The 23,518-nt window shown below is 62.8% G+C and carries 24 protein-coding genes; 12 read left to right on the forward strand and 12 right to left on the reverse strand.

Annotation, left to right across the window (positions count from 1 at the left end):
* Positions 1-27: 27 nt before the first annotated feature.
* From ACOGXA_RS06130 to ACOGXA_RS06140, 3 genes are read right to left on the reverse strand one after another with little or no spacing between them, the layout of a single operon-like run.
* Positions 28-630 (reverse strand): SDR family NAD(P)-dependent oxidoreductase, encoded by a 603-nt coding sequence (locus tag ACOGXA_RS06130; protein ID WP_419926393.1) that lies wholly within the window; start codon positions 628-630, stop codon positions 28-30.
* Positions 620-937: a type II toxin-antitoxin system HicA family toxin gene (locus ACOGXA_RS06135; protein WP_419926394.1), complete on the reverse strand. Its 318-nt coding sequence runs from the start codon at positions 935-937 to the stop codon at positions 620-622. The genes ACOGXA_RS06130 and ACOGXA_RS06135 overlap by 11 nt, the downstream gene beginning before the upstream one ends.
* Complete coding sequence (locus ACOGXA_RS06140) at positions 859-1,083, reverse strand: type II toxin-antitoxin system HicB family antitoxin (RefSeq protein ID WP_419926395.1); 225 nt, start codon at positions 1,081-1,083, stop codon at positions 859-861. Before ACOGXA_RS06140 ends, ACOGXA_RS06135 begins: the two co-directional genes overlap by 79 nt.
* 68 nt (positions 1,084-1,151) lie before the next feature.
* Between ACOGXA_RS06140 and ACOGXA_RS06145 the strand changes: the two genes are divergently transcribed.
* Positions 1,152-1,661: a protein-tyrosine phosphatase family protein gene (locus ACOGXA_RS06145; RefSeq protein ID WP_419926396.1), complete on the forward strand. Its 510-nt coding sequence runs from the start codon at positions 1,152-1,154 to the stop codon at positions 1,659-1,661.
* A 63-nt stretch (positions 1,662-1,724) separates the two neighbouring features.
* On the opposite strand, the gene ACOGXA_RS06150 is transcribed toward ACOGXA_RS06145, so the two are convergent.
* Positions 1,725-2,135 (reverse strand): flavodoxin family protein, encoded by a 411-nt coding sequence (locus ACOGXA_RS06150; protein WP_419927051.1) that lies wholly within the window; start codon positions 2,133-2,135, stop codon positions 1,725-1,727.
* Between the two features lie 236 nt (positions 2,136-2,371).
* Between ACOGXA_RS06150 and ACOGXA_RS06155 the strand changes: the two genes are divergently transcribed.
* From ACOGXA_RS06155 to yihA, 6 genes are all read left to right on the forward strand, one after another.
* Positions 2,372-2,662, forward strand: coding sequence for a type II toxin-antitoxin system RelE/ParE family toxin (locus ACOGXA_RS06155; RefSeq protein WP_419926397.1), 291 nt, complete (start codon positions 2,372-2,374; stop codon positions 2,660-2,662).
* Positions 2,663-2,667: 5 nt separating this feature from the next.
* A complete protein-coding gene (locus tag ACOGXA_RS06160; RefSeq protein WP_419926398.1) occupies positions 2,668-2,967 on the forward strand; it encodes a HigA family addiction module antitoxin in 300 nt (99 codons plus the stop codon).
* 2 nt (positions 2,968-2,969) lie between these two features.
* The gene (locus ACOGXA_RS06165; protein WP_419926399.1) at positions 2,970-4,001 is read left to right on the forward strand and encodes an NADPH:quinone oxidoreductase family protein; all 1,032 of its coding nucleotides are present in this window, start codon (positions 2,970-2,972) and stop codon (positions 3,999-4,001) included.
* Positions 4,002-4,063: 62 nt separating this feature from the next.
* The gene (locus ACOGXA_RS06170; protein ID WP_419926400.1) at positions 4,064-5,242 is read left to right on the forward strand and encodes an amidohydrolase family protein; all 1,179 of its coding nucleotides are present in this window, start codon (positions 4,064-4,066) and stop codon (positions 5,240-5,242) included.
* Between the two features lie 49 nt (positions 5,243-5,291).
* On the forward strand, positions 5,292-6,596 hold the full coding sequence (locus ACOGXA_RS06175) for an acyl-CoA dehydrogenase family protein (protein ID WP_419926401.1): 1,305 nt from the start codon (positions 5,292-5,294) through the stop codon (positions 6,594-6,596).
* Positions 6,597-6,626: 30 nt separating this feature from the next.
* On the forward strand, positions 6,627-7,223 hold the full coding sequence (gene yihA / locus ACOGXA_RS06180; RefSeq protein ID WP_419926402.1) for a ribosome biogenesis GTP-binding protein YihA/YsxC: 597 nt from the start codon (positions 6,627-6,629) through the stop codon (positions 7,221-7,223).
* Here yihA and ACOGXA_RS06185 read toward each other — a convergent pair.
* Complete coding sequence (locus ACOGXA_RS06185; protein ID WP_419926403.1) at positions 7,213-7,839, reverse strand: HAD-IA family hydrolase; 627 nt, start codon at positions 7,837-7,839, stop codon at positions 7,213-7,215. The genes yihA and ACOGXA_RS06185 overlap by 11 nt on opposite strands.
* A 706-nt stretch (positions 7,840-8,545) precedes the next feature.
* Between ACOGXA_RS06185 and ACOGXA_RS06190 the strand changes: the two genes are divergently transcribed.
* A complete protein-coding gene (locus tag ACOGXA_RS06190; protein ID WP_419926404.1) occupies positions 8,546-9,349 on the forward strand; it encodes a type IV toxin-antitoxin system AbiEi family antitoxin domain-containing protein in 804 nt (267 codons plus the stop codon).
* Positions 9,346-10,146 carry a nucleotidyl transferase AbiEii/AbiGii toxin family protein gene (locus ACOGXA_RS06195; protein ID WP_419926405.1) on the forward strand — a complete coding sequence of 267 codons (801 nt, stop codon included), beginning with the start codon at positions 9,346-9,348 and terminating at the stop codon, positions 10,144-10,146. Before ACOGXA_RS06190 ends, ACOGXA_RS06195 begins: the two co-directional genes overlap by 4 nt.
* Before the next feature lie 119 nt (positions 10,147-10,265).
* Here the strand turns inward: ACOGXA_RS06195 and ACOGXA_RS06200 are convergent, their stop codons facing one another.
* A complete protein-coding gene (locus ACOGXA_RS06200) occupies positions 10,266-10,688 on the reverse strand; it encodes a DUF222 domain-containing protein (RefSeq protein ID WP_419927052.1) in 423 nt (140 codons plus the stop codon).
* Positions 10,689-10,740: 52 nt separating this feature from the next.
* Positions 10,741-11,193, reverse strand: coding sequence for an ASCH domain-containing protein (locus ACOGXA_RS06205; RefSeq protein WP_419926406.1), 453 nt, complete (start codon positions 11,191-11,193; stop codon positions 10,741-10,743).
* 287 nt (positions 11,194-11,480) lie between these two features.
* On the opposite strand from ACOGXA_RS06205, the gene ACOGXA_RS06210 reads away from it, so the two are divergent.
* Genes ACOGXA_RS06210 through ACOGXA_RS06220 form a run of 3 tightly spaced genes read left to right on the forward strand, consistent with a single transcriptional unit; the run spans position 11,481 to position 14,848 of the window.
* Entirely contained in the window at positions 11,481-13,130 is a 1,650-nt protein-coding gene (locus ACOGXA_RS06210) for an ADP-ribosylglycohydrolase family protein (protein WP_419926407.1), read from the forward strand.
* A gap of 51 nt (positions 13,131-13,181) precedes the next feature.
* Positions 13,182-13,472, forward strand: coding sequence for a ribbon-helix-helix domain-containing protein (locus ACOGXA_RS06215; protein ID WP_419926408.1), 291 nt, complete (start codon positions 13,182-13,184; stop codon positions 13,470-13,472).
* A 2-nt stretch (positions 13,473-13,474) separates the two neighbouring features.
* Entirely contained in the window at positions 13,475-14,848 is a 1,374-nt protein-coding gene (locus tag ACOGXA_RS06220) for a KAP family P-loop NTPase fold protein (protein ID WP_419926409.1), read from the forward strand.
* A gap of 73 nt (positions 14,849-14,921) precedes the next feature.
* Here the strand turns inward: ACOGXA_RS06220 and ACOGXA_RS06225 are convergent, their stop codons facing one another.
* The 5 genes from ACOGXA_RS06225 to ACOGXA_RS06245 form a co-directional block, all read right to left on the reverse strand.
* A complete protein-coding gene (locus ACOGXA_RS06225; RefSeq protein WP_419926410.1) occupies positions 14,922-18,356 on the reverse strand; it encodes a type ISP restriction/modification enzyme in 3,435 nt (1,144 codons plus the stop codon).
* Positions 18,356-21,523 (reverse strand): helicase-related protein, encoded by a 3,168-nt coding sequence (locus ACOGXA_RS06230; RefSeq protein WP_419926411.1) that lies wholly within the window; start codon positions 21,521-21,523, stop codon positions 18,356-18,358. Before ACOGXA_RS06230 ends, ACOGXA_RS06225 begins: the two co-directional genes overlap by 1 nt.
* 124 nt (positions 21,524-21,647) lie before the next feature.
* Positions 21,648-21,995 carry a type II toxin-antitoxin system VapC family toxin gene (locus ACOGXA_RS06235; protein WP_419926412.1) on the reverse strand — a complete coding sequence of 116 codons (348 nt, stop codon included), beginning with the start codon at positions 21,993-21,995 and terminating at the stop codon, positions 21,648-21,650.
* Positions 21,992-22,243, reverse strand: coding sequence for a type II toxin-antitoxin system Phd/YefM family antitoxin (locus ACOGXA_RS06240; RefSeq protein ID WP_419926413.1), 252 nt, complete (start codon positions 22,241-22,243; stop codon positions 21,992-21,994). The genes ACOGXA_RS06235 and ACOGXA_RS06240 overlap by 4 nt, the downstream gene beginning before the upstream one ends.
* 63 nt (positions 22,244-22,306) lie before the next feature.
* Positions 22,307-23,518, reverse strand: coding sequence for an alpha-hydroxy acid oxidase (locus ACOGXA_RS06245; protein ID WP_419927053.1), 1,212 nt, complete (start codon positions 23,516-23,518; stop codon positions 22,307-22,309).

A 23,518-nucleotide genomic window follows, 5' to 3' on the forward strand; every position in this document is an offset into this window, starting at 1 on the left:
CATTATGGCGCTTTCAACTTTGTGAATCTAGCTATATTTCATGTTTTGGCCGAGCTCCCAACGAGCCCCACCCGCGACGGTGATGCATTCGCCGGTGATGAACGAGGCCTCGTCGGAAAGCAGGAAGGCGATGACGGCGGCGGTTTCGTCGGGGTCTTGGAGGCGGCCGAGGGCGATCTTGGAGCGCACCCATTGGCCGCGGTCGCCGCCCGACTGGGCCACGGTCTGGTCGAGATAGGGGTGGCCGCTGTCGGATGCGTCGGGGTTCACCCCTAGGGGGCGCACCCCGTTGACTCTGATTTGGTGGGGGGCTACCTCCATGGCCAATGCGGCTATCAGCCGATCCACCCCTGCCTTGGCCGCGGCAAACGCCGAGGTGCCGACAGCCGCAGCCACAGTGGCATGCGACGAAAGCAGCACAATCGAACCGCCATCGCCCTGGCTAACCATCTGGCGGGCGGCGGCTTGGGCCACCAAGAACGCCCCGGTCAGGTTCACGTCCATCGACCGCCGCCACGATGCCTCGGTCAACTCCAGCAGCGGCGCCCACCCCATCTCAGGTCCCAGCCCTCCGGCCACGTTCACCACCAGATCAAGCCGACCCAGCCGCGACATTGAGCTAAAGATCAAGCAACTCCAACAACTCCTCCACTGTCATCTCGTGATGTGATGCGACGCTCTTGAGGATGCTCGACAATGTTCCGACCTTGACGGGGTTGAGCAGGGGAAGCACCTCGTGGTGCTCTCCGTCTACCTTGGTCGTCACGCGAACATGCGAGCCGCTCTGTCGAGTGGTCTGATATCCAAGCCTTTGAAGTGCTCTTTGCAGGTCGGCTCCGCGCACATCGCGCGGCAGCTTCAAAGAACCAAGACCTCGCCGTGAGCAAAGTGCAGGCGGATCAATTTGGGGCGAGCCATTTCCCCGTCGAAATAGCACTCGAAGGCTTCTCGGATGTTCTTGCGGATTTCTTCGATGGTCTGTCCTTGCGTGTGGATGCCGTAACCAATGGCACTGGCGGAATAACCGCCATCCACCTCATCCTCATTGACCTCGAAGACGATCTCCGTCCCAAGTAACGTCACGCTTCGCAACCTACCCTCGAAGGCTTCTTCTTTCAACCATGTTCTCAACCCACCATTAGGGTGGCGGCGTGCAGGTGGGGGCGGCGCGGTATCAGATGGCCGGGGGGATTCACCGGATCCCGGTGCCGGGCGCGAGCGGGAACCTCCATGCCGCAGCGTTCGCAGTGACCGGGCCCGATCCGGCGGCGGCACTGGAGGATGTGGGGGCCGAGGTGATGGTATGTCTGCTCACCGACGCCGAGATCGCCATGCGCTTCCCCGACTACCCCGCGTGGCTGGCCAATCCCTCGCCTCACCAGGCCATTCACGTGCCGATGGTCGATCAAGGGGTCACCGGCGACGACAACACCCGCGAATTGGTGGACACCATCAACCAGCACCTCAACCAGGGCACCGGGGTCATCGTCCACTGCGGCGCCGGGTACGGCCGAGCCGGAATCGTGTGCATCTCGGTCCTCACCTCACGGGGGATGGACCTCGACCACGCGGTGGCCGCGGTGCGGGCAGCCCGTCCGGCGGCCGGTCCGCAGTCTCCAGCCCAGCAGGCTCAGATCACCCGCCTGGCCCCCGAGTGCTGACCCTTTCCAACGGTCACATCAACCGACAGCCATGCAAGCTGAATGCGGCTAGCGGCCGTTTGCTCAGTAGATGCCCAGCTCTAAGCCGGCGGCAAGGGTCATACCCAACTCCCGACAGGCGTTAAGGTGGGCGTCGGTCAGCTCGCCCACGGCCAGCACCGGTGGGGCCACCGCCTTCCATCCCAGGCCGATGACCAGGGGCTCCACCGCCCGCACCGCGCCAGTGCCGTCGTTGCCGGCCCGTACGAAAAGCCCATATGGCCGGCCCCGGGTGTGGTCGAGGCAGTCGTAGTACACGGTGTCGAAAAAGTACTTGAGGGCGCCGCTCATGTAGCCGAAGTTTTCCGGGGTGCCCAGCAGATAGCCGTCGGCAGCCATCACGTCGTCGGGCGTGGCCTCCAGTGCGGCTGCTTGCACCACCTCCACCCCGTCGATGTCGGGATGGCCGGCCCCGGCCACCACCGCTTCGGTCATGGCCTGGGTGCCCCCCGTCTTGGTGTGGGAAACGACCAGCACTCGCACTGCCCTGACCGTACTCCCGCTTCGATGGCGATTGAGGCCCAACTCGCAGCTGTGCCCACGTCCATCGAGTCGAACCGGCGGGTGCCCACCCGCCAGTCGGCCAGCCATCCAGCGACCCCTACCCCCGCCCGGTGTTGGGTAACTTCTTGCCGAAAGGAAACTGAACGGTGATACCGTACACTTGATGGGTGAAGGTTCGTTCAGTCCGCCACCGCGGACTACGTCAACTGCTCAGCAACGACAACCCTCGGTTTCTTCCACGCGACCTGACCGAACGGGTGCGAAAAATCCTCACGGCTCTGATCCTGGCCAACAGCATGGACGATTTCGCAGCCAATTCTCCTCGTGGGTGGCGAATACACCGGCTCTCGGGGAACCGACAAGACCAATGGAGCGTTTCAGTATCAAGCAATTGGCGAATCACCTTTGAAGAAGAGGGTGGCTATATCGACAGATTGGATTTGGAGGACTACCACTGATGCCAATGAACGAAATCGAAATCAACATGACCCCATCGCATCCGGGTGACTTTGTTCGCACTGAGATCATTGAGGAACTCAGCTTGAGCGTTACCCAGGCTGCCGAGATCCTAGGGGTCCGCCGAGCAACGCTGTCCGATTTGTTGAACGGCAATGCTGCACTCTCTCCTGATATGGCGCTACGAATCGAAAAGGCCTTCGACCTGGGCATGGAGATGCTCCTACGGATGCAGGCATGGTACGACGCCGCGATGATGCGAGCCCGAGCCGATGAGGTTGACGTCAAGCGCTACGAGCCTGTCTAGTCATGCGAGCTTGGCGTGTTCATCAATATGGGAGGCCGTCGGAGGCGCTGCGGCTGGACGACGTCGACGAGCCGGTGCCTGAGCCGGGCAAGATCCGGGTGGCGCCCACTCGGACGGTGCTGAACTTCAACGAGATCGACGGCTGCCACGGGCGCTACCGCACCGTGAACCCCGAGCTCCCCTACACCTTGGGCATGGAGGTGCTGGGCACGGTTGACGCGGCTGGGGAAGGGGCCGAGGAGTGGCTCGGACGCCGGGTACACGCCACCGCCGAGTCGGCCTTCGGGGGCTACGCCGACAAGGTGATCGCCCAGCCCGACATGGTGTTCGACGCCCCAGAGTCGTTGGACGACACCGAGGCGGCCGCATTCTTCTTCCCTTTCCATTTGGCCTGGCTGGGTTTGCATGAGCGGGGTCAGGTCCAGCCCGGAGAGTGGGTGCTGATCCACGCCGCGGCCGGTGGGGTGGGCTCGGCCGCGGTGCAGCTCGCGGTGGCCGCCGGGGCCCGGGTGATCGGCACCGCGGGCAGCGAGGCCAAGTGCGAGCTGGTGCGCTCCCTGGGGGCCGAGGCCGCAGTCAACTACCGCGACGGCGACTTCGCCACCGAGGTGCGAGACATCACCGGCGGGGCCGGAGTCGACCTGGTGTTCGACGGAGTGGGCGGCAAGGTTACCGAGGCCTCTTTACGGTCCATGACCAGGGGCGGACGCCTGATGATCATCGGCTTCGCCAGCAAGATCGAGGCCGAGGATGCCGTTGGCCTCCCCCCGAGGCTGTTGTGCTTCGGGCAGGTCTCGATCGGTGGGGTGCTGTTGGCCTATAGCAGCAACCCGGCGGTCTATGGCGGCATGGCCGGGTTCAACATCAACCCACGATCGTTGGGCGACCGGATCCACGACGAGCTCTGCGGTCGGTTGGCCGAGGGTCGGATCGCCCCGCTGGTGGGCGGCACCGTGGCCTTCGAGGAGCTCCCCTCAGCCCTCGAGCAGATGGAAGACCGCCTCACCACCGGGCGCATAGTGGTGGTCTGCTGATCCAAGCCCGGTTCTGGCCTCGCCGGTGGTCGCTTGCCCAACAAACAGGCCAAAATAGTCTTATGACCGATCTCGGGTATCTCGCCTTCGACGCCGACAACCACTATTACGAGGCCACCGACGCCTTCACCCGCCACATCGACCCCAAGATGGCCAAGCGCTGCATGCAGTGGGCCGACATCGGGGGCAAGCAGCGGCTGATCGTGGCCGGGCGCATCAACCGGTTCATCCCCAACCCCACCTTCGACCCGGTGGCCAAGCCCGGCATCCTCGACGAGTACTTCCGGGCCAAGACCTCGGCCAGCGACATGCGCGAGGCCTTCGGCGAGCTAGACCCCATCAGCCCCGCCTACCGCAGCCGCGACGAGCGCCTGGCCCTCATGGACTCCCAGGGGCTGGGCGGGTGCTTCATGTTCCCCACCCTGGGGGTGGGCATGGAGGCCTGCCTGGAACACGACATAGGGGCCATCACCGCCGCTTTCGGGGCCTTCAACCGCTGGCTTGACGAAGACTGGGGCTTCTCCTACCAAGAGCGACTGTTCACCGCCCTGTACCTGAGTCTGGTGGACGTCGACTGGGCGCTGGGCGAGCTGGAGTGGGCCGTCGGCCGGGGGCTGCGGGTGGTGAACTTCCGGGCCTCCTCGGTGCCCGATGGCCACGGCAACTACCGCTCTTTGGGCCATCCCGACCACGACCCGGTGTGGCAGTTCCTCAACGACCACGGCGTGTGCGTGTCGTTCCACTCCGGCGACTCGGGCTACTCGTTCATGAACCACCGCTGGGGGCTCGGAACCGAGACCGAGGCCTTCCGCTACAACCCCCTCCAGAGCCTGTTGTCGCACTCCCCCATCAGCGACACCATGGCCTCGCTTTTGGCCGACGGGGTGCTGGTGCGGTTCCCCAACCTGCGGGTGGCCACCATCGAGACCGGCTCGTACTGGGTGCGGCCCCTCATCCAGAAGCTGGCCAAGACCTACGGCCAGCACCGCTACGCCTTCGACGAAGATCCGGTGGAGACGTTCCGCAACCAGGTGTGGGTGTCTCCCTATTACGAGGACGACCTGCACGAGCTGGCCGGACTGATCGGCACCGACCACATGCTGTTCGGCTCCGACTACCCACACGCCGAGGGCCTGGCCGACCCGGTGTCGTTCGTCAACGACCTCGACGGGTTCAGCGACGCCGACGTCCGCCGCATCATGTGCGACAACGGCGCCGGTCTATCGCAGTTGGCCAACTAGCCGGACCCGAGCCGGCCGCAACCTCTACCCCGACTGAAAGGGGCCTCACATGGCCTGGGATTTCGAGACCGAGCCCGAGTTCCAGGAGCAACTCGACTGGACCCGGGCGTTTCTAGATGAGCACATCCTGCCGCTGGAGACCATCGAGCTGGGGGTGACCGACGAGCAGTGGGTTGCGCTCACCACTCCGCTCAAGCAGCAGGTCAAGGACCGAGGGCTGTGGGCCTGCCACCTCGACCCCGAGCTGGGAGGCCAGGGCTTCGGCCAGGTGAAGCTGGGGTTGATGCACGAGATCTTGGGCCGGTCGTCGATCGCGCCGGCCATCTTCGGCAACAACGCCCCCGATTCGGGCAACGCCGAGCTGTTGGCCATCGGTGGCAGCGAAGAGCAGAAGAAGAAGTGGATGGAGCCGCTGTTGGCCGGAGAGATGCGTTCGGGGTTCTCCATGACCGAGCCCGACACCGCCGGCTCCGACCCCACCCTGTTGGAGACCTCCGCGGTGCGCGACGGCGACACCTGGGTGATCAACGGCCACAAGTGGTTCACCTCTGGTGGATCGGGGGCCGATTTCCTGATCGCCATGGTGGTGACCAACCCCGACGTCCACCCCTACCAGGGGTCGTCGATGATCGTGGTGCCCACCGACACACCGGGCCTGGAGATCGTGCGGGACGTGCCCAACATGCACCACCCCTACCCCGGCCAGTTCGCGCGCCACCCCATGGGCCACTCCGAGGTGATCTACCGCGACGTGCGGGTGCCGGCCGAGAACCTGATCGGCAACCCCGGCGACGGCTTTGTGCTGGCCCAGAAGCGCCTAGGCCCCGGCCGCATCCACCACGCCATGCGCTGGATCGGCCAGTCGCAGCGGGCGCTGGACATGATGTGCGAGCGGGCCCTGTCCCGGTTCGCCCACGGCAGCCTGCTGGCCGACAAGCAGATGGTGCAGGACTTCATCGCCGAAACCCGCATCGACATCGCCTCGGCCCGATTGCTGTGCCTGCACGCCGCCTGGCACATGGACAAGCACGGCTCATCGGCGTCGCGCACTGAGATCGCCATGATCAAGGTGTACGGCACCAAGATGCTGTACAACGCCATCGACCGCTCTATCCAAGTCCACGGCGCCCTGGGCTACTCCGCCGACATGCCCCTAGAGGAGATGTACCGCAACGCCCGGGCCTCCCGGTTGGTGGATGGGGCCGACGAGGTACACAAGGTGTCCATCGCCCGCCGCACCCTCAAGGAGCACGCCGCGGTGGACGGCCACCCCACCGAGCACATCCCCACCCGCCGAGCCGCCGCCCTCGACCGCTTCGCCGACCTGCTCGACATCGAGGTCATGAACAGCTAGGAAAATCAGCTAGCCCAGTAGCCTTTCAGCATGTCCAAGCCGCTGGCGCTGAGTTTTCTCAAATCGGCCAGCGATGCCCGCCAGCTGCCCGAGTCCCGCTGCGAGGTGGCGCTGGTGGGGCGGTCGAATGTGGGCAAGTCTTCGCTTTTGAACTCGGTGGCCAACCGCAAGGGACTGGCCCGCACGTCCAAGGCACCGGGGGCCACCCGACTGATCAACATCTTCGAATTGGATGGCGAGCCCGGCCGCTGGCTGGTTGACCTGCCCGGATACGGATTCGCCAAGGCCCCTAAGGCTCAGCGGGTCGGATGGCAGAAGATGATGGATGGCTACCTTCTCGACCGGCCCAAACTGGTGGAGGTGCTGCTGCTGGTGGACGGCCTCATCGGCCCCACCCCGCTCGACCTCCAGACCGTGGAATGGCTGGCGCACCACGACGTACCCCTGCAACCGGTGGCCACCAAGGCCGACAAAGTGAAGGCATCCCGCCGGGGTGCCCGCAAAGCCGAGTTGGCCCAGGGTCTCGGGGTCGCCCCCGGCGATGTCATTTGGACCAGCGCCGCCAAAGGCCAGGGAATTCCCGAGCTCCGGGCCGAGATCAACTCAGCCCTCCGGCTCAACCCCTGAGCGGAAACCCCACCGCGGCCTCCAGCTCGGCCAGCGCCTCGTCGGGGTCCACCACCTTGATGGTGGTCATCCCCATGGCTCTAGCCGGCTTGAGATTCACCCCCAAGTCGTCCAAGAACACACACCCCAAGGGCTCCACGCCCAGCGCCTCGCAGGCCATGGTGTAAAACGCTGGATCGGGCTTGCGCACCCCCACCACCGACGACTCCACCACCACGTCGAACCACCCCATCACCTCCACCATCTCAGCCGACCGCTCCGACGACGCCATCGGCGCATAGTTATTGGTCAACAGCCCGGTCTTCAACCGCTCCGAGCACCGCCGCACCGCTTCAGAAACGGCAGGACGCAGCTCGCCGCCCAGCCCATCGAGCACCGCCAACCCATCCACCCGATACCCCAGCGCCACCGCCTCTGCTTCAAACGCGGCAGCGAATTCCTCTAGCCCGATCTCCCCCCGCTCCATCCGCGCCCAAGCATTGCTATCCGCATCAGTCGAGTTGATTCGCCGAATCAACCCCTCCGGCAGCCCATTGGCCCGCTCATAAACCGCAAACCCCTCCCAAGGCCCCGAAACAATCACCCCACCCATATCAAACAACACCGCCTCAAGCACCGCCTGACCCTACCTATTCAAATTGCTGATCTGGCTGATCTAAATGAGGCAAGATCAACTACCTCAGCTTGGCCAATTCTTGAGAACTCATTCTTGTATACCATGCGCGAGCCTGAGCTGAACCGCTGGCCTGTCTCCGGATTCCGGATGGTCCGCTTTGCATCAATGAGTCCTTGATCACGCAGTGTACGCAGGCCACGCTCAATTGTGGTGGTCGAAAATGGGTAGGCTACACGGCCTTCGGCCCGTTCGAGGTAGCGATTCCTATTGTTGAACCAAGTCGGCTTGCCGAAACCATGTCGCTGCTCCGATCTCGATCTCTTCCCCGGTGCGTGGACGATGGCGGTGGCGAGCAATACGGTCAGCGGTCATCGCGCAGAGATAGCCAACAACTTCTGGAGTTCCCCAGGAGCGGTGGAATTCGCTAAATCGCGACAGCTCCCCCCGCCTGAGACCAGACCCAGGAAGTCACCTGCCTCCCGCGTGCATCCATAGCAGTAAATCCTTACTTCAGCCTGAGCCAGTGGGGGCTTGCACTCTCACTTCAGGAGAGGTATACGCCCGAGGCCGGGGGAGCCCTCAATGGTGCAACCGGGTGTAGCCCAATTTTGACCCTGCACCGGCCAGCGCAGTACTGGGGCGCTGCGAATCGCCGTCATGGGTATCAAACGCCGGTGTATTGCTGGACTTTGATACTCTAGACGACATGCTCAAGGACGGCATCGCCCCCAGCGAACTGTCCGACTGGCTGATCGGACAGGGGCGGCACTTCATCTCCACCACTGAAGCGGCTCGCGTTCTGGATGTCGAACCAGAATCAGTATCGGCAAGCCTTGAGCGTCCGCGACAGGCAGGCAAGCTGGTCTCGGTCACCAAAGGCGGGTGGATTCCAGTGCCCGCTGAGTATCGAAGCGCGGGGTCCCCCCCGCCGACCCACTTCATCCATCAGCTCATGGAGCACCTGGGGCATCCGTACTACGTCGGATTCCTGTCCGCCGCTGCCATTTGCGGCGCTTCGCATCAAGCCCCCATGGTGACCCAGGTGGCGACACCGGCCAAGCTCCGCGAGCGCAAGGTCGGACGCGGGCGCATCCGGTTCATCGAACGGTCAACGGCCGCCGACCGACCCCGCAAGTCACACAACGTCCCGACCGGGCGAATCTGGGTCTCGACCCCCGAGGTGACCGTTTTCGACCTCGTCGAGGTACCACAAGAAGGAGCAGGGCTCTCGAATGTGGCAACCGTCGTTGGAGACCTCCTGGCCGAGGGGCAGTTAGACCCCGACACACTGGCTTCTGCCGGCGCTTTCTTTCCAAAAGCAGTGGTCCAGAGAGCCGGGTATCTCATTGACTTCATGGCTCACGAGACAAACACCGGCTTCGACACCGGACCCTTGCACAAGCTGGTAGAAGACACCCGCTACCGGGCTCTATCTCCCAGCGGTGGCCCAGGCCACCGAGACCCGCGCTGGCACATCACAGCCAACACCGAACTCGAGCACGACCTGTGATCACCCAGGCAGATATCGCCCACTGGCAGCAGCGCGTCCCCTGGCCCGCACTCGAACAAGTCGAGCAGGACCTGGTGTTGTCACGCCTTATCGCCGAGATTGCCAACCATCCGCTCCTCGGCAACGAACTGGTTTTCCGAGGGGGCACCTGCCTCCACAAACTCTGGCTCGACCGACCCTGGCGGTACAGCGAAGATTTGGATTACGTGCGGCGCTCAGCCGGCGGCATCGGCACGGTCCTCGATGCCATCCGCGACATCGCTGGCGCAGTCGGATTCGACCAGGCGCGGACTGATGTGCGCCAGCATCCCAAAGTGAGGCTGGAGTCGACCTTTGTCAACGGCGACAGGATGCGAATCAAGATCGAGATGAACACATTCGAACGCTCCCCAGCACGGCCAACCACGTCCAGAAGGCTCAACGTCGACAGCCCGTGGTTCACAGGCCACGCCGATGTATCCACCTTTGCGCTCGAAGAACTGGCCGCCACCAAGATCCGCGCTCTGTTCCAACGCAAGAAGGGCCGTGACCTCTTCGACCTCTGGCTGACGGTGGAACAAGCCGGTGTGCTGCCACAAGACATCGCAGCTTGCTTTGGCACCTACCGACCCAACGGCTGGACTGAGAACCGGGCATTCGCCAATCTCGACGCAAAACTGGAGGACCGAGCGTTCGCTCAAGACTTGTCGCTCCTGCTGCCGGAATGGCCCGCCGACTACACCGTCCACGCCGGAGCCGAAGTTGCTAAATCAATCATCCAAGCGATCGCAACGAACAAGGCTCGGGATGAACGTTAGGGGCAGACAAAATCGCCGAGTGTCACTGTCGGGCCTGCCGGGGCACTCAACCGGGGGTTGCTCAGGGGGAGCGTCCGAGTTTCACTGATGTGGTTGCCGGTGAGGCGTTCTGCGTGCGCTCAGGCCGCTATTCGTCGTTTGCCGGGTTGCTGTGGTGGGCGGTAGGGGGCCAGCTTCTGGGCCTTGGTGACCGCTCTTTGGGCTCTGCCCACATAGAGGGGCTGCCCGTCGGCTGAGAAGACCATCGGAACGATCGCCGCGTCGCAGGCCAGGCGGCGGAGCTCATCGATGTCGATGGGCGTTCCGTCGATCAGCCCCGCGCTTGTGAGCCGGCCTTCGAGGGCGTCGTGCTCGGCTGACACCACGAGCACCGTCTTCTGCGGACGAACGCCGCCGCCTTCACCGGCAGACTCATTTGCCGAAGCGTCGGCCGGCTGCTGGGTAATCAGCGTGACGAGCGCGTCTGCGTTGCGCTGCTCGAAGGCCGAAGTTTCAAGAATTTCTTTGCTTGCGAGCCCCGTAACCGGCAGACCTCTTGAGATTGGTAAACCTGACCAAAAACCGAGGTCTGGTCAGGGTCAGTGCGGCCTTGAACTAGGCGGCCATCCGCAAGAGCCGGTTGCCGGTATTGGTGTCGACGTAGGCAAAGCTCTGCGGAGGCCGGAAGCCTGTTGGCTTCGCCCGCAAGTCTTGGAGAGGCACCTTACTGCTGAGCGATTGCGGCTGTGCCAGCGTTAGAGCTGTGCCTACTTCCACGCCCTCGAAATAGCGCTGAAACTCGTGGTAGGTCAAGGCGCATCGTGATCTGTGCTCGCGCCACAAGACGGCGAGGTCGCCAGATTGGACATCCGCGACAATGCAAGTGCCGAGCAGCGCCCGCACCGGCGTCGTCGCGTACAACAGCGCCCGCGTCGGGACATCGATCTTCGGTGCCGTGCGGCGGAACTCGACCGTCTTGTCGCCAGCAAGGATCGCTTCGGCGAATCTCGGCTTGAGAGACAGGACAACCATCCGGTCTTGGTCGATCCCACCCAACTCATCAATCATCTGGTCTCAACCCTTCCTCGTAGAGTGCCCGGACACTCTGCCGTCGACCGCGGCCTCGTTGATCGCCGAATACAGCAAGATACGCAACGTCGCGCTGCTGGCGTTCCCAAGTTCGATGACCCGCTCATAGTACGGCGACCCAGGATTGACTGTTTCGATCATGTTCAATGCCCTCATCTCCACACGATTACCGTTGAGGATGAGGACACATACGACACCGTGGTTGGCACCTTGGCCAACTTCCCAAGCTACACCCCCTATATCGCCCTCGAACCGGAGGCGTTCCGATGACCATGACCAATCGAACTCCGCCAGAGCAGGCAGACCTCTTCTGCGAGACTGACAACAACCGGGTCGCTCGAACTCGGAACTCCATGTTGTGGGCCGCATATGGAGATGCGCTCGGATTCATCAGCGAGTTGGTGGACGAAAAGGGCCTCAAGCGCAGAACTCAGGGGGCTCCGCTAGACCGGCTCATGGACTGGAGACGAAGGGTAGGGGGCCGGGGAGGCGTGGACGTAGTGCTACCCGCCGGATGCTGGTCCGACGACACTCAGCTTCGAATGGCGGTAAGCCGCTCGATCGGCAATCACGGCTTCGACGTGGAGACCTTTGCCCGCATCGAACTTGCCGTCTGGCCGTCTTACGCGCTCGGCGGCGGACGGGCCTCCAAGGCCGCAGCCAAGAACCTGGGCGCACCAAATGCCCTGTGGTACGCCAACACCTTCTCCGGCTGGTGCGATGCCGGCGGCAACGGTGCTGCCATGCGGATCCAGCCTCATGTATGGGCATCTGCCGACCTCAACGGCGGCTACCTGCTCGACGTGATCGTCGACAGCGTCTGCACCCACGGACATCCCCGGGCCATCGTGGGAGCTTGCTTCCATGCCTCGACCCTGGCCCACTGCCTTCGAACAGGCACCGCCCCAACATTGGAGGAATGCGGGGCCATCGCCGCCAACCTGGGCGATGCCCTCTCGCTGATCAAGGGCCATCAGAGCCTCGGCGCTATGTGGGTCGGCCTCTGGGAGCGGGAGAGCGGCAAGCAATTCCAAGAAGTTTGGCAAGCCACCGTTGTCGAACTCTGCGACGCTATCCACCACGCCGCAACTGCCGTCGACACCAAATCGTGCCTCACCGAGACCTACCGAGCAGTCTCCGACCGTCTTGGCCTCGCCGACAAGCGACAGCAGGGCAGCGGCATCCTCACCACCGTGGCCGCCGCGGCACTCGCCGTGCTCGCGGACAACCCATACGAGGGTTGCGCAGCTGCTGCAAACGCGCTCGGCACCGACACCGACACGATTGCCACCATGGCAGGCGCTCTGCTAGGTGCCTGTGATGCAACCGCCCAACTCCCCGAAGAACCTCTCGATAGCAATTACCTGCTGAACGAGGCCGACCGCCTCACCGCCATCTCCCAAGGTCAGCAAGTGAACAGCCACCCCTACCCGGACACCCTCACCTGGACCGCACCCCAAACCCAAGCCGACGCGCTGGTATCCGAAAATGGACATCTCGTCGTCGAAGGCCTCGGCCCGGTAAAAGAGCAGGATTCCCTACCGTCCTGGGGGCCTCGTAAAGACTTCGCCTGGCAGTGGGTCCAAACCGAATTCGGCCAGACGCTCCTCATCAAACGCCGCCCCGAACTCCCCTCCCGCAAAGCTGGCAACATTCTGGAATCGCCGAACCCACCCCTACCCCCTTCCACCCCTCGCCCGCACAAAACTGCCAAGACCCCCAAGAATAAGTCTTGCCCTCCGAATGAGGCTCCACTGGACCGCGGACTAGACCTCGACGCAGCCGTAAAGCACGCCAAGGAACACATCGCCGACAACACCCAACTCGGCTACACCGTCCGACGCGCAGCCCGAGACGGAACCATCAACGATCTGGTCGCCTTGGTGACATCCCTCCGCGACGACCTGCGCCGCTGACCCACTCCCGATTCCTGTCGGCCTGACACTTGCCCTCGGTATGCTGAGGCCGTGGACGTGACCGTCACCATTCCTGATGATCTCTACAAGCAGGTCGAATCACTCGCCAGCCGCCAAGAGCAGCCCCGCTCAGACCTCTACGCCCAAGCTCTGAAGATGCTCGTCCGTGCCCATGGCGACCCTGATCAGCTATCAGATGGTCCCAGCAGACCCGAGTGGCTGGACTGGAGCGCCGAAGAAATCACCAGCAACCTCAATGAGTACGCCAGCAAACACGATACCAGTCTCGACTCAGCACTAGCAGAGGCTCAAACCAGAATGCTCTTGGAGAACTGCGAGTAGGGGTGAGACGAGGCGATTTGCAATTGCGGGCACCTGAGTTCGTTGTAGACGCTGATGACCCTTTTGCAAATGACCGGCTGAATCGCCAACACGATATAAAATCATTCTGCGATGTGATTCAGAACGCTGGAGAACACGGAGCAATCATCCTGCTTGACGGCCAGTGGGGTTCGGGAAAAACGGCATTCGTCAAGATGGCCACTGCCCATTTGCAAACTCAAGACCCAAGAGTTGCCGAGTTCAACGCGTGGAAGCAAAGCCATACCGAGATACCACTCGCGGATCTGGTTGCAGCTATATCTACACAGATCGACAAATCCAAAATGAAGGCTGTGAAGAAAGCGGCGGGAAATGCACTTGTTCACGTCAGCAAGATGGCTAGTCGTGGAATCGTAGATGTAGATGCCATGAAGATTTCCAAGCCTGAGATCATTGATCAGTGGGAAGAGATCGAAAAGGCAGTAGGCGAATTCAGGACTCAACTCCAACTTGCAGCGTCATCAGATAACGGTCCTCTTGTAGTCATCATTGACGAGTTGGACAGGTGTCGTCCAGACTACGCGCTAAAAGTATTGGAAACTGTCCGGCACCTATTCGATGTTCCTGGTGTGGTTGTCGTGCTTGCCGCTAACTTGAAAGAACTCTGCCACACCGTTCAATCCATTTACGGGCCGAACTTCACAGCAGACCGTTACTTGCGCCGTTTCGCTGACCAATATGTGCTGCTAACCAAGCCCGATGAGCAGCATCTCTCTGAGTTCCTTGAACACACCTTGGAGATAGCCGGACTGCATACTCGCATTTCAGCGGCGAACTCGCCTATGGGCACCGATGCAGATGCAGGCAAAGTCCTGCAACTGGCGATTGAAGCTACGGGATGCAGCATTCGCGATCTAGAACAGGCAATTTTTCGAGCTGTAGCACCTATCGCTTCTGTAGAACCAGGTTTTCATCCTCGTCCTTCTGCTCCGCAACCGACACTCATGATAGCTGCACTAACAACACTGCAAGTCATAGCCCCAGATGCCTATCGAGGCATCGTTGATGGAGATGACGATGACGGATTCGCTGCAATCGCCGCAATATGCAAGGTTCTCGGCAAACCATATGAGGATAACATAAACGACTGGCCGTTCACGCCAAGAGGTCAACTCGAATCAATCTTGATAGCAGGTATGAGCACAGCCTCTAGCGGTAAGGTAGCAGAGATAAGTGAGAACATTTCACGAGACTATCAAAAAGCCACGCAATGCAGCGACGAGTTGGCCGCCACGATGGGTAGTCGCATTATCGGTATAGACTTGAGAACCTTCAACTGGGTTCGTCGTTTAGTGTGTTTCCGAGACTATAAGCCATCCACAGGCGAGCAAATATAAGCCAATACAGCCAGCCAGTCTGCTTCTGTGCGCACTTGGCCGACATTGGGAAGCCCTATGGCTCGTCCCACCATCAGTGTTTTGGCGGTTTTCTCTGGGCGGGGGTTGGGGTGGGGAGGGTGGTGGCGGGAATAAGGGGGGAGGCGAGGATGTCTTCGAGGAGTTTGGCGGCGGTGGGGGTGACTTGGACGGTGTGGTCGAGGACGGCGAGGAGGCGGAGGAGTTCGTCGGATTGGGTCCAGTGGGTTGGACGGACGTTGTCGAGGGGACTGGACTTGCGGCCTTTACGGTTCTTCATGCGGTAGCCCAGCCAGGAGCGGAGGACTCGCAAGCCGGAGACTTCGAACTCCCATACCTCAGGACTGACGGGGCCGAAGACTCCCGTGCCGACGATGAGATACTGAGTGTCGATGGCGTAGGCGAACTGCTCGGGCATGGCCTCCACAGGGGCGATCTCTTGGGCGGGGCCAGCAGGGAGACGGGATTGGCCGGGTGGGGCGAAGCGCTCGCCCCAGGTGTGGTGCCAAAGCAGGTCGCGACCCAAATACGCTGCTTGCTGGAACAGGTCGGCATCGGTGGTGATGGGGAGGTGGATGGGGCCGGCACCCTCGGCCAACTCGTTGGCGAAGTGCTCGCTGAAGGCAGCGGTGCCGCCGAGGGCGTAGGCGTAGACCAGCAAGTCCTCGGAAGTGACCAGAATGCCGAGCTGCTGGCTCAGGGCTTCGAGCAGGCTTTCGGTGATGTTGACTACTTGGCCGCTGCTGTCGCGGTAGAGGGGTATGACATTCTTGGCACCGCGACCACTGAAGTGGTGAAGGTCGGGGACGTAGGGGGTCACGGTTAGAGCGGGGCCGCGGCCGAGCTTGGTGGAGGTCAAGGTTGTGAGGAATACCTGGTGAGGGCCGCGGACACGCCAGAGCTCGGGTCTGGCCCTGTCAGCAAGTCGATGGTCAGCAATTACCCACTGGCGATCAAAGCTCCGGTAGGCGTACTGCATGATGTCTTCTGGATCATCCCCTCTGTCCAAAGAACTCAATGACGGCAGAGCCTTGTAGGGGGTGAGCAGGGATTTCGGAGTGCTCCCGATGTGGCGAAATCCCGTCTCCTTGGCCATCTCCCCCCGGTGCCGTGGAACTGCGGAAACCAGTTCTCGCCATCGGCGCTCCAAAAGAGACTTTGTTTCAGCGATGGGCCATGTTCGTTTCAGCTGGCAACCCGAGTGAATCCACGGGAACAAGTCGGTCACCTGCGGCCAGTCGTAGTACGCAGCGTCGCTTCGGGGGATGAAGTCGTCCAGGCCGGTACCGGTGATCTGCTCGGTCACATCGGCCAAAGACAGCGCTCCCAACCCCGTCAGCTTCTGTTCGCGGGTGCCAGCGACGCGGTGGCTGCGCACCGCGCAGTCGCCCGAGCGCTCCGAACCAGTGCGAACACCGACAGCGATGGCAACAGGGGTTTGAATGTCGAAGACGTTCTCTTCCGTCTGAGCGCCGCGGCCCTCGCCGCCGAGGTCGACGATCCACAGCTCGTCGAAGGCCTGTCGGAGCAGGTGGCGGACGCCACCCATGGACACGCCGTCGAGGTATGAAGATGCAGTGATGAAGGCAACCACGCCGGGGCCTTCGGGTAGCCGGGTGGCCTGCCAGGCGGCCCAGCACCAGAAGTAGACGTAATCGTTGTAGACGTTCTTGAGGTGTATGCCCAACCCGGCGTCTTTCATAGGCCTGGTCACCTCGTTGAGCAGCGGGTCGATCCCGGGCACCCCGTGGCGGACCACACCCCCTTTGCGCTTGCCGACCGCTCCGACCTCCCTCTCTTCGCGGTCATAGGGCGGGTTGCCGAGCACAACAGAGAAGCGTTCGTATTCCTTCAGTTCCGCGGCGCGCTCACCTTCCTCGGCCACGGGGTTGCTCATAGTTTGGAGCTGGCCTTGGCGGGGGGTGTGGTCGAGGGCGTCGGTGAGCAGCACCTTGGGTTCGCCGTCGTCCACGCCTTCGCTGTGCAACTCCAGAGCGACTTTGAGGTGGGCGATGGCGTAGGGACCCAGCATCAACTCGAAGGCGTGCATCTGGGGCAAGACATGGTCGCGCAGATGCCGCGGCCAATCGTCGGAGGCACCACCCGCTCCCAGGAACGACCGCTTGGCTTGGCGGAGCCAGGCCACCAGGAATGTGCCAGTACCGGTGGCGGGATCGACCATCGACACGAACGGGCGGTCGGGGTCTAGGCCGTCGGGCACGTCAAAGCCATTGCGGTCGGCTACCTCCCGCCAAGAGGCGGGATCGGCAATGCCCATCGGCAAACCGAAGCGGGAGCGCAGCACTTCATCAGTGGCTCGCACGATGAAGTCCACGACCGGCTGGGGCGTGTAAAAGGCTCCAGCGTCGGCTCGCATCTTGGGGTCGTACTTCTTGAGGAACTCCTCGTAGAAGTGGATGACAGGGTCGCCGCCCTTAGCGGTGGCCCCGAACTGGTCGAGAATCGACTCCACGTTGGTGTCGCGCAGGTCGGCCACAAGCTGGTTGATCCCGCTGCCGGCCATGTCGAGGGCAGCGGCCTCGTCGTGGACCTGCTCGAAAAAAGCGGCCAAAAACGGGTTGGCCAGCGGGACGGCTGAGAAGATGGGCGACGAGCCGAAACCCTCGGGGTCGGTGATCCGGCTGGTGAGCGTGCCGTACACCAGGGTCTGGGCGCACATGTCGGCGAACTTGGGGCCGTCCACATCGGACACAAGCTGGGCACGCACTTCATTCATCAAGGTGGTGAACGGGCCGATCTGCTGGTGGGCTCGCTCGTGGGACTGCTCGCGAGCCAACGCATCTTGGATTTGATCCCGGAGGTCGGCGGCTGTGCGGGCCATGCGATCGGCCAGGCGGGCGGCGTCGCCGATGGCCTGGCCAGGCATCAACTTGAAGGCATCCCGCCAGTCGTGGCGCCACTGGTCGGCATCATTTGTCTCAGTTGGCCACACGAGCGATGGCATCAGCTCCTCGGCCAAACGGGTCAAGTGCGGGTGGGGCGACTGGGCCGGCCGCCAGGCCAGAGACCGGACTTTGGGGAGGCGGTCACCGTCGTCGAAGAAGGCGACGAAGTGCATCTCGACCGCGGGGTCGCTTCCGGTGAACACGATGAAGAGCAAATCGTCTAGCGCCCATGACGGGCGGGTGCCGTTGCCCACGCGGCGCTGGCGGGTGACCAGCGCCTGGAGCAGCCGCCGAAGCTGAGTGATGGGCAGGCGCGGCCCGTCGAACTGCACCAGGAACACACCCCAGGGCTGGTCGGCGGTGAGCGGGCGCATCTGCTGGAGTCTCACGACGTCGCGGAGCTTGTCGGCGGGGACGCCCAGCTCGGCGGGGTCCCAGTCGTAAGTGAGGTCGTCGAGGCTCTCGTCCTCCAAGTCGGCCCCCTCTAGGGGCCAGCCCAGCTCGTCTCGCAGATACACCGACACTTGGGCGAAGGTGCGAATGCCCCGTAGCACGTCGATTCGGCGTTGGAGTTCGGTGGGCATCAGTTCAGCTCCATCCAGCACATCAGCTTGGGCCTGGGAGCATCGAGGGGGGCGTTCACCTGTTTCAGATAGGTGTCGCGGACATGGCCGAGCACCAGCTTGCGGACCTCGGTCAAGATCGGGCGGTCGGTGGTGCAGCGGCGAGGGGTGTTGGGCTTGGAGCGGATGCACCCGGTGATCTCGCCGGGCGACTCCAAGACCTTCTCCTGGTCGAGGTCCCAGAGGTACCACCGAGTTGGGCCGGCCTCCAGGGTGAAGGCCTGCTGTTCGGTGTCGAGCGCGGGCAGTCCGTAGCAGAAGAACACCCCGCGGGCGCCCTTGCTGAGCTTCTGGCGACCGGAGAACACCGAGCCGGGGAACCCGTCGAGCCGCTCGGCCAAGTCGGGGTGCTCTTTGATCAAGGCCTGGTACTCCAAGTGCATATCCTCGACCGCGGTGCGGGCGCCCTCGTAGGAGGCGTTGAATTCCCGCAGTGCTTCATAGTCGTCTTCGGGGGTGAGGAGCTTGCGACCCTCGATGCCCAGGGTCTTGGAGATCAGCAAGGTCTTGCGGGTGACCTTCTCGTACAGGCTGAGCATATTCTTGAGGTCGTCGGGGGGGAGGAAATTCCAGAACAGCACTTGGTGTCGCTCGCCCTCCAACCCCGGGTGATCGGCGACAAGCCGGGCTTCGACTTCGGGTGCCATGCGCCGGTCGACACGGCCTATGCGCTGCATGAGCCGAACCGGGTTCCAGTGGATGTCGTAGTTGACGAGCCGGCTGGCGTCTTGGAGGTTGAGACCCTCAGACAGCACGTCAGTGGACACCAGCACCCTGATCTCCCTGTCGCCACAGGCGGCCAACTCTGTCGAGCTGCTGGCGTTGTAATAGGGGGCGAACCGGCGGATGACTTCGGCCCTATTGACTGTCGATGCACCATCGATCTGCTCCACGCCTTCGATGCCCTCGCTCCTCAGATGCCGAGCGACATATCGGGCAGTGTCGGCGAATTCGGTGAACACCAGCACCTTGCGGTCAGCCAGGTCCTTGCTGCGCAGCAACCGCGTGAGCTTTTTGAGCTTGTCGTCTTGTGCGGGGGTGAACCGGCTAGTGAGCTCCAGGAACTGGGAAATCTGTTCGAGGTCGAGAAAGACCTCGCTCAACATCTCGGTGACATCGTATTCATCGCGCGACAGCCGGCTGTCGGCAGCAGCGTCAAGCAGCTCGGGGGGGATGACATCCTCTTCGGCGTCTGCCTCTTCGCCTACGCCTGCGAACGGCAGCCCGAGTTGGCTTTCGGGGTGATAGCCGATCACCGCGGCATGTTGGCGCTTCCAGCGGTCGTAGCGCTTCTTCTCCGAGTCGGTTTCGCTGTGGACCTCCACAAAGGCCAGCAGCTTTCGCAACAGCAGGTCGAGCGATTTCTCAAAGGCGTACACCGAGCTCTCGAACCGCTTGAGGAACAAGGTGCGGATGAGGCCTACCACCTGGCGCTGGCGGTTCTCCTCGAAGGGGTCGATGCTGTCGTCGGGCCCGATGTAGTAGGCCAGCGGGTAGTAGATGGCCAGGGAGAAGAGCGGATCCTTCTTCTCAAAGGCCTTCTCGAACAGGTCGAGCACCTCGCCATAGGAAGACCGAATGGAGTACTCGGCCACTCTGGGGGACTTCCGCTCGGGAAACGCCGACGACTCCCCCTTCTCCTGGATCTGGCTGGCTTTCGCGTAGGCACGGCTCCGCTGCACCACCAGCGCACCGAATATCTCATCGTCCGCGAGGGCTTCTCGAGCCTCGAGAGTGAAGCCCTCGGTGAAATCGACGCCTTCGCCGCCCAGCGATTCCTGCAAGTGGCGCTCCATGACGTTGAAGTGGCCGGTGAGATTGTGAACCCCCAGGCTGTGGGCGAAGTAGGCCTCGTTGCGCCGGGTGAACAGCTCGACCATGTGGCGGAAATCGGCCAGGCGGTTGTTGACCGGCGTGGCGGTGAGCATGAACACCTGTTTGGGACGTGCCGAGCCTTCCAGCAGGTCGTAGAGACGCCAGTAGCGGGAGCGGAGATCGGGTTCGTCGCTGCTTTCGGGGCGGCGGCCAAGGCGACCGGGGTTGCGGAAGTGGTGAGCCTCATCGATGACCACCGCGTCGGCCAGCTCCGAGATTCGCTCGAACCGCTCGGGGTAATCACCGGTGCGGCTCAGGTCGGTGTGGCTGAACACAGTGAGGTTGGAGAAATCGGCCCCGCCGCCGAAACCGCCGATGTGCGAAAGCCACCGGCGCAGGTGCGGTTCCCACACGCCCTCCTTGGCTGCCTTTGGGGCGAAGATCACGACTCGTTTGTTCTCATGCAATACCAGCCGCTCCACCAGCATCAGCCCGACAAAGGTCTTGCCCAAGCCCACGCCGTCGCAGAGGAAGGCCCCTCCGTATTGGCGGGCGATCTTCATCAGCGACCAATAGGCCTCCCGCTGGTACTGGTCGAGGTGGGGGAACATCCGCGAGTGGGACTCATCCCAATCGCCGGCGGTTAGCTCGCGGCCCCGGAAGAACTCGTGGAGGGCCTTGGCGTAGACATCGAAGGGGGTGAACTCGGCGGTATGGCGGGTAATGGTCCGAAGCACATCCTCGGTGACCCCTTCGGCTAGTTCCCAGTGGATGTCGAACCAATCTTGGAGCTGGGCGACTTCCCGGCCGCTCTGGATTTGGATGTTCAGCTCGACGTTCTCGGTGAGCCCGGCTCGGGTGAAGTTGCTGGAACCGACCAGTGCCTGGGCCCCGACCACGTCAAACTTGGCGTGGGTGATGTAGGCCTTGGCGTGGAACTTGTCCCGCCGGTACACCCGGCACTCGATCTTGCCCTCTTTCAAGGCTTCAACCACTGCCTCCACGCCTTCAAGGAAAGGGTTGTCGTCTTTCTCGGTTTCCAGGCTGTCGTCCAGCCGCCCGACCCGGCGCTTGATCGCCTCGGCGAAGGCATTGCGGGTCTTCAGCGATACCTCGTCGCCCATGAGGATGCGGATCTTGTCGAGCTGCTGCCATTTGCCGTCGAGGGCCAGCAGCGCCCCGATCTCGAAGAACCCCGTGGCGATGTCGAACGAGTCGGCGATATCGGTCCACTGCTGGAGGTATTGCAGCCCCGTCCACCCCGACACACTGTTGTCAACAATGAACAGCTCCCCGCCGCCCCTATCGCTCACGCCAGCAAGCTACCCCAAGGAAGTGACAGTTTCGGCACTCCATGGGTTCAGGCAATGGGCGCACTGCGATGGACGGAACTCTCGGATACTGGTATGGGAATCAGGCGGGGAGGGTGTTGGCTCCTTATAGCTGAATTTCAGGGTCTCGGGTAACGAGCACGAGGTCGTGGGCCAGCGCTTGGGCGACAAGCATCCGGTCGAACGGGTCCCGGTGGTGATCGGGCAGAGAGCCGGCCAGTCGGGCGTCGGCATGGGTAATGGGGAGGGGTTCGAAATCGTCATTCCTTACATCAAAGATGGAATCATCAACCTTCAGCTTTCCGCGAGCACTCTTGATGCTGATTTCCCAGATGCTGGCCGCACTCACATACACGATGTTGTCGGCATCGGAGATCGCCTCAAAAGCCTCGGGGGATATCCTCTGCTCATCGGACCACCACAGCAGAACGTGGGTGCCGAGGAGGAGGTTCACTCCCAATCCTCATTGTCGAAGTCACCTTCGAAAGCAGCAATGATGTCCTCAGGAGTTTCGCGAAAGTCAGGGGCGATCCATATTTTTCCTGCCAGGCGGCCCGGCTTGCGAGGTTGTCGAGCCTCCCGGTAGGGCACCAACCGGGCCATGGGCTTGCCGGCCTTGCCCAACACGAGTTCCTCCCCCTCGGCGACCCGATCCAGCAGCTTCGACAGATGGGTCTTGGCCTCGTACACGTTGATCACCATGAAGAGATGCTACCTGTGTTGGTCAGACTAGACCAGACCAATTCACTCAATGCTGGGAGTCATTCATATCCGCCGACGGACGGCGGTGGGGGTCAGGTCGGCTGCTTTGGGGACGCCGAGGAGGGCGAGGGTGCGGGTTAGGTCCTCGGTGAACTGGTCTAGGAGGTGGTCGACGGCGGGTTCGCCGGCGGCGGCTAGGGCGTAGAGGTAGGGGCGGCCGAACATGACGGCATCAGCGCCGAGGGCGAGGGCCATGGCGATGTGGCTGCCCCGGCGGACGCCGCCGTCGCAGATGATGTCGAGGGTGCCGCCCACTGCGTCGGCCACCTGGGGCGCCAGCTCCAGGATGGGGGGCGCTCCGTCGAGCTGGCGGCCGCCGTGGTTGGACAGGATTATCCCGTCAACGCCCTGTTCGGCAGCAATTTGGGCATCGCCTACCGATTGCACCCCCTTGAGAACAAGCTTCCCGTTCCAGCGCTCCCGCAGCCAGTCCAAGTCGTCCCACGAGAGCGCCTGGTTGAACTGGTTGTGGGCGAACTCGGCCAAACCCAAAGCCGAGCTGCCGTCGTAGCCCTGTACCCCGGTCAGGTTGGCGAAGGTGATGGGCTCAGACCGAAGCAGCGACCATGTCCAGCCCGGGCGGCGCAGCCCGTCCAGCACAGTGTCGGGCCCCAGGGTGGGCGGCAGGGTGAAGCCCCGGCGCACGTCGCGCTCTCGGCGGCCGAACACTGGCGTGTCCACCGCCACCAGCAGGGCCTCGTAGTCGCAGTCGGCCGCCCGCTGGAGCCATTCGGCCACCAAGCCCCGATCGCGCCAGAAGTAGAGCTGGAACCACAGCGGGCCGTCGCTCACCTCTCTGATCTCCTCGATGGAGCGAGTGCTCAAAGTGGAAAGCGAATAGGCAATGCCCTTGCGGGCCGCGGCCCGGGCCACGGCCAGCTCCCCGTCGGGGCACACGATGCGGGTGAATCCGGTGGGCGACAGGGCAAATGGCACCGGATGGCGCCGGCCCAGCAGCTCCACCGAGGTGTCCAGCTCAGAAACGTCCCGCAGCACCCGGGGCATGAACTCCCATCGATCGAACGCCGCAGCGTTGCGCTCCATAGACAGCTCGTCCTCAGCCGCCCCGTCGATGTAGTCGAACACCCCAGCAGGCAGCCGCTTGCGGGCAAGTTCCCGAAGATCAGCCACCGACGCTGCCCGGCTAAGCCGCCGCCTGGCCCGATTCGGCTCAAACCGCCGAAACCGCGCCACCGACCGCAGCGTCCGGATCAT

Origin of the sequence: Candidatus Poriferisocius sp. (assembly GCF_965208475.1) — a bacterium.
In the GTDB taxonomy this organism is placed as follows: domain Bacteria; phylum Actinomycetota; class Acidimicrobiia; order Acidimicrobiales; family Bin134; genus Poriferisocius.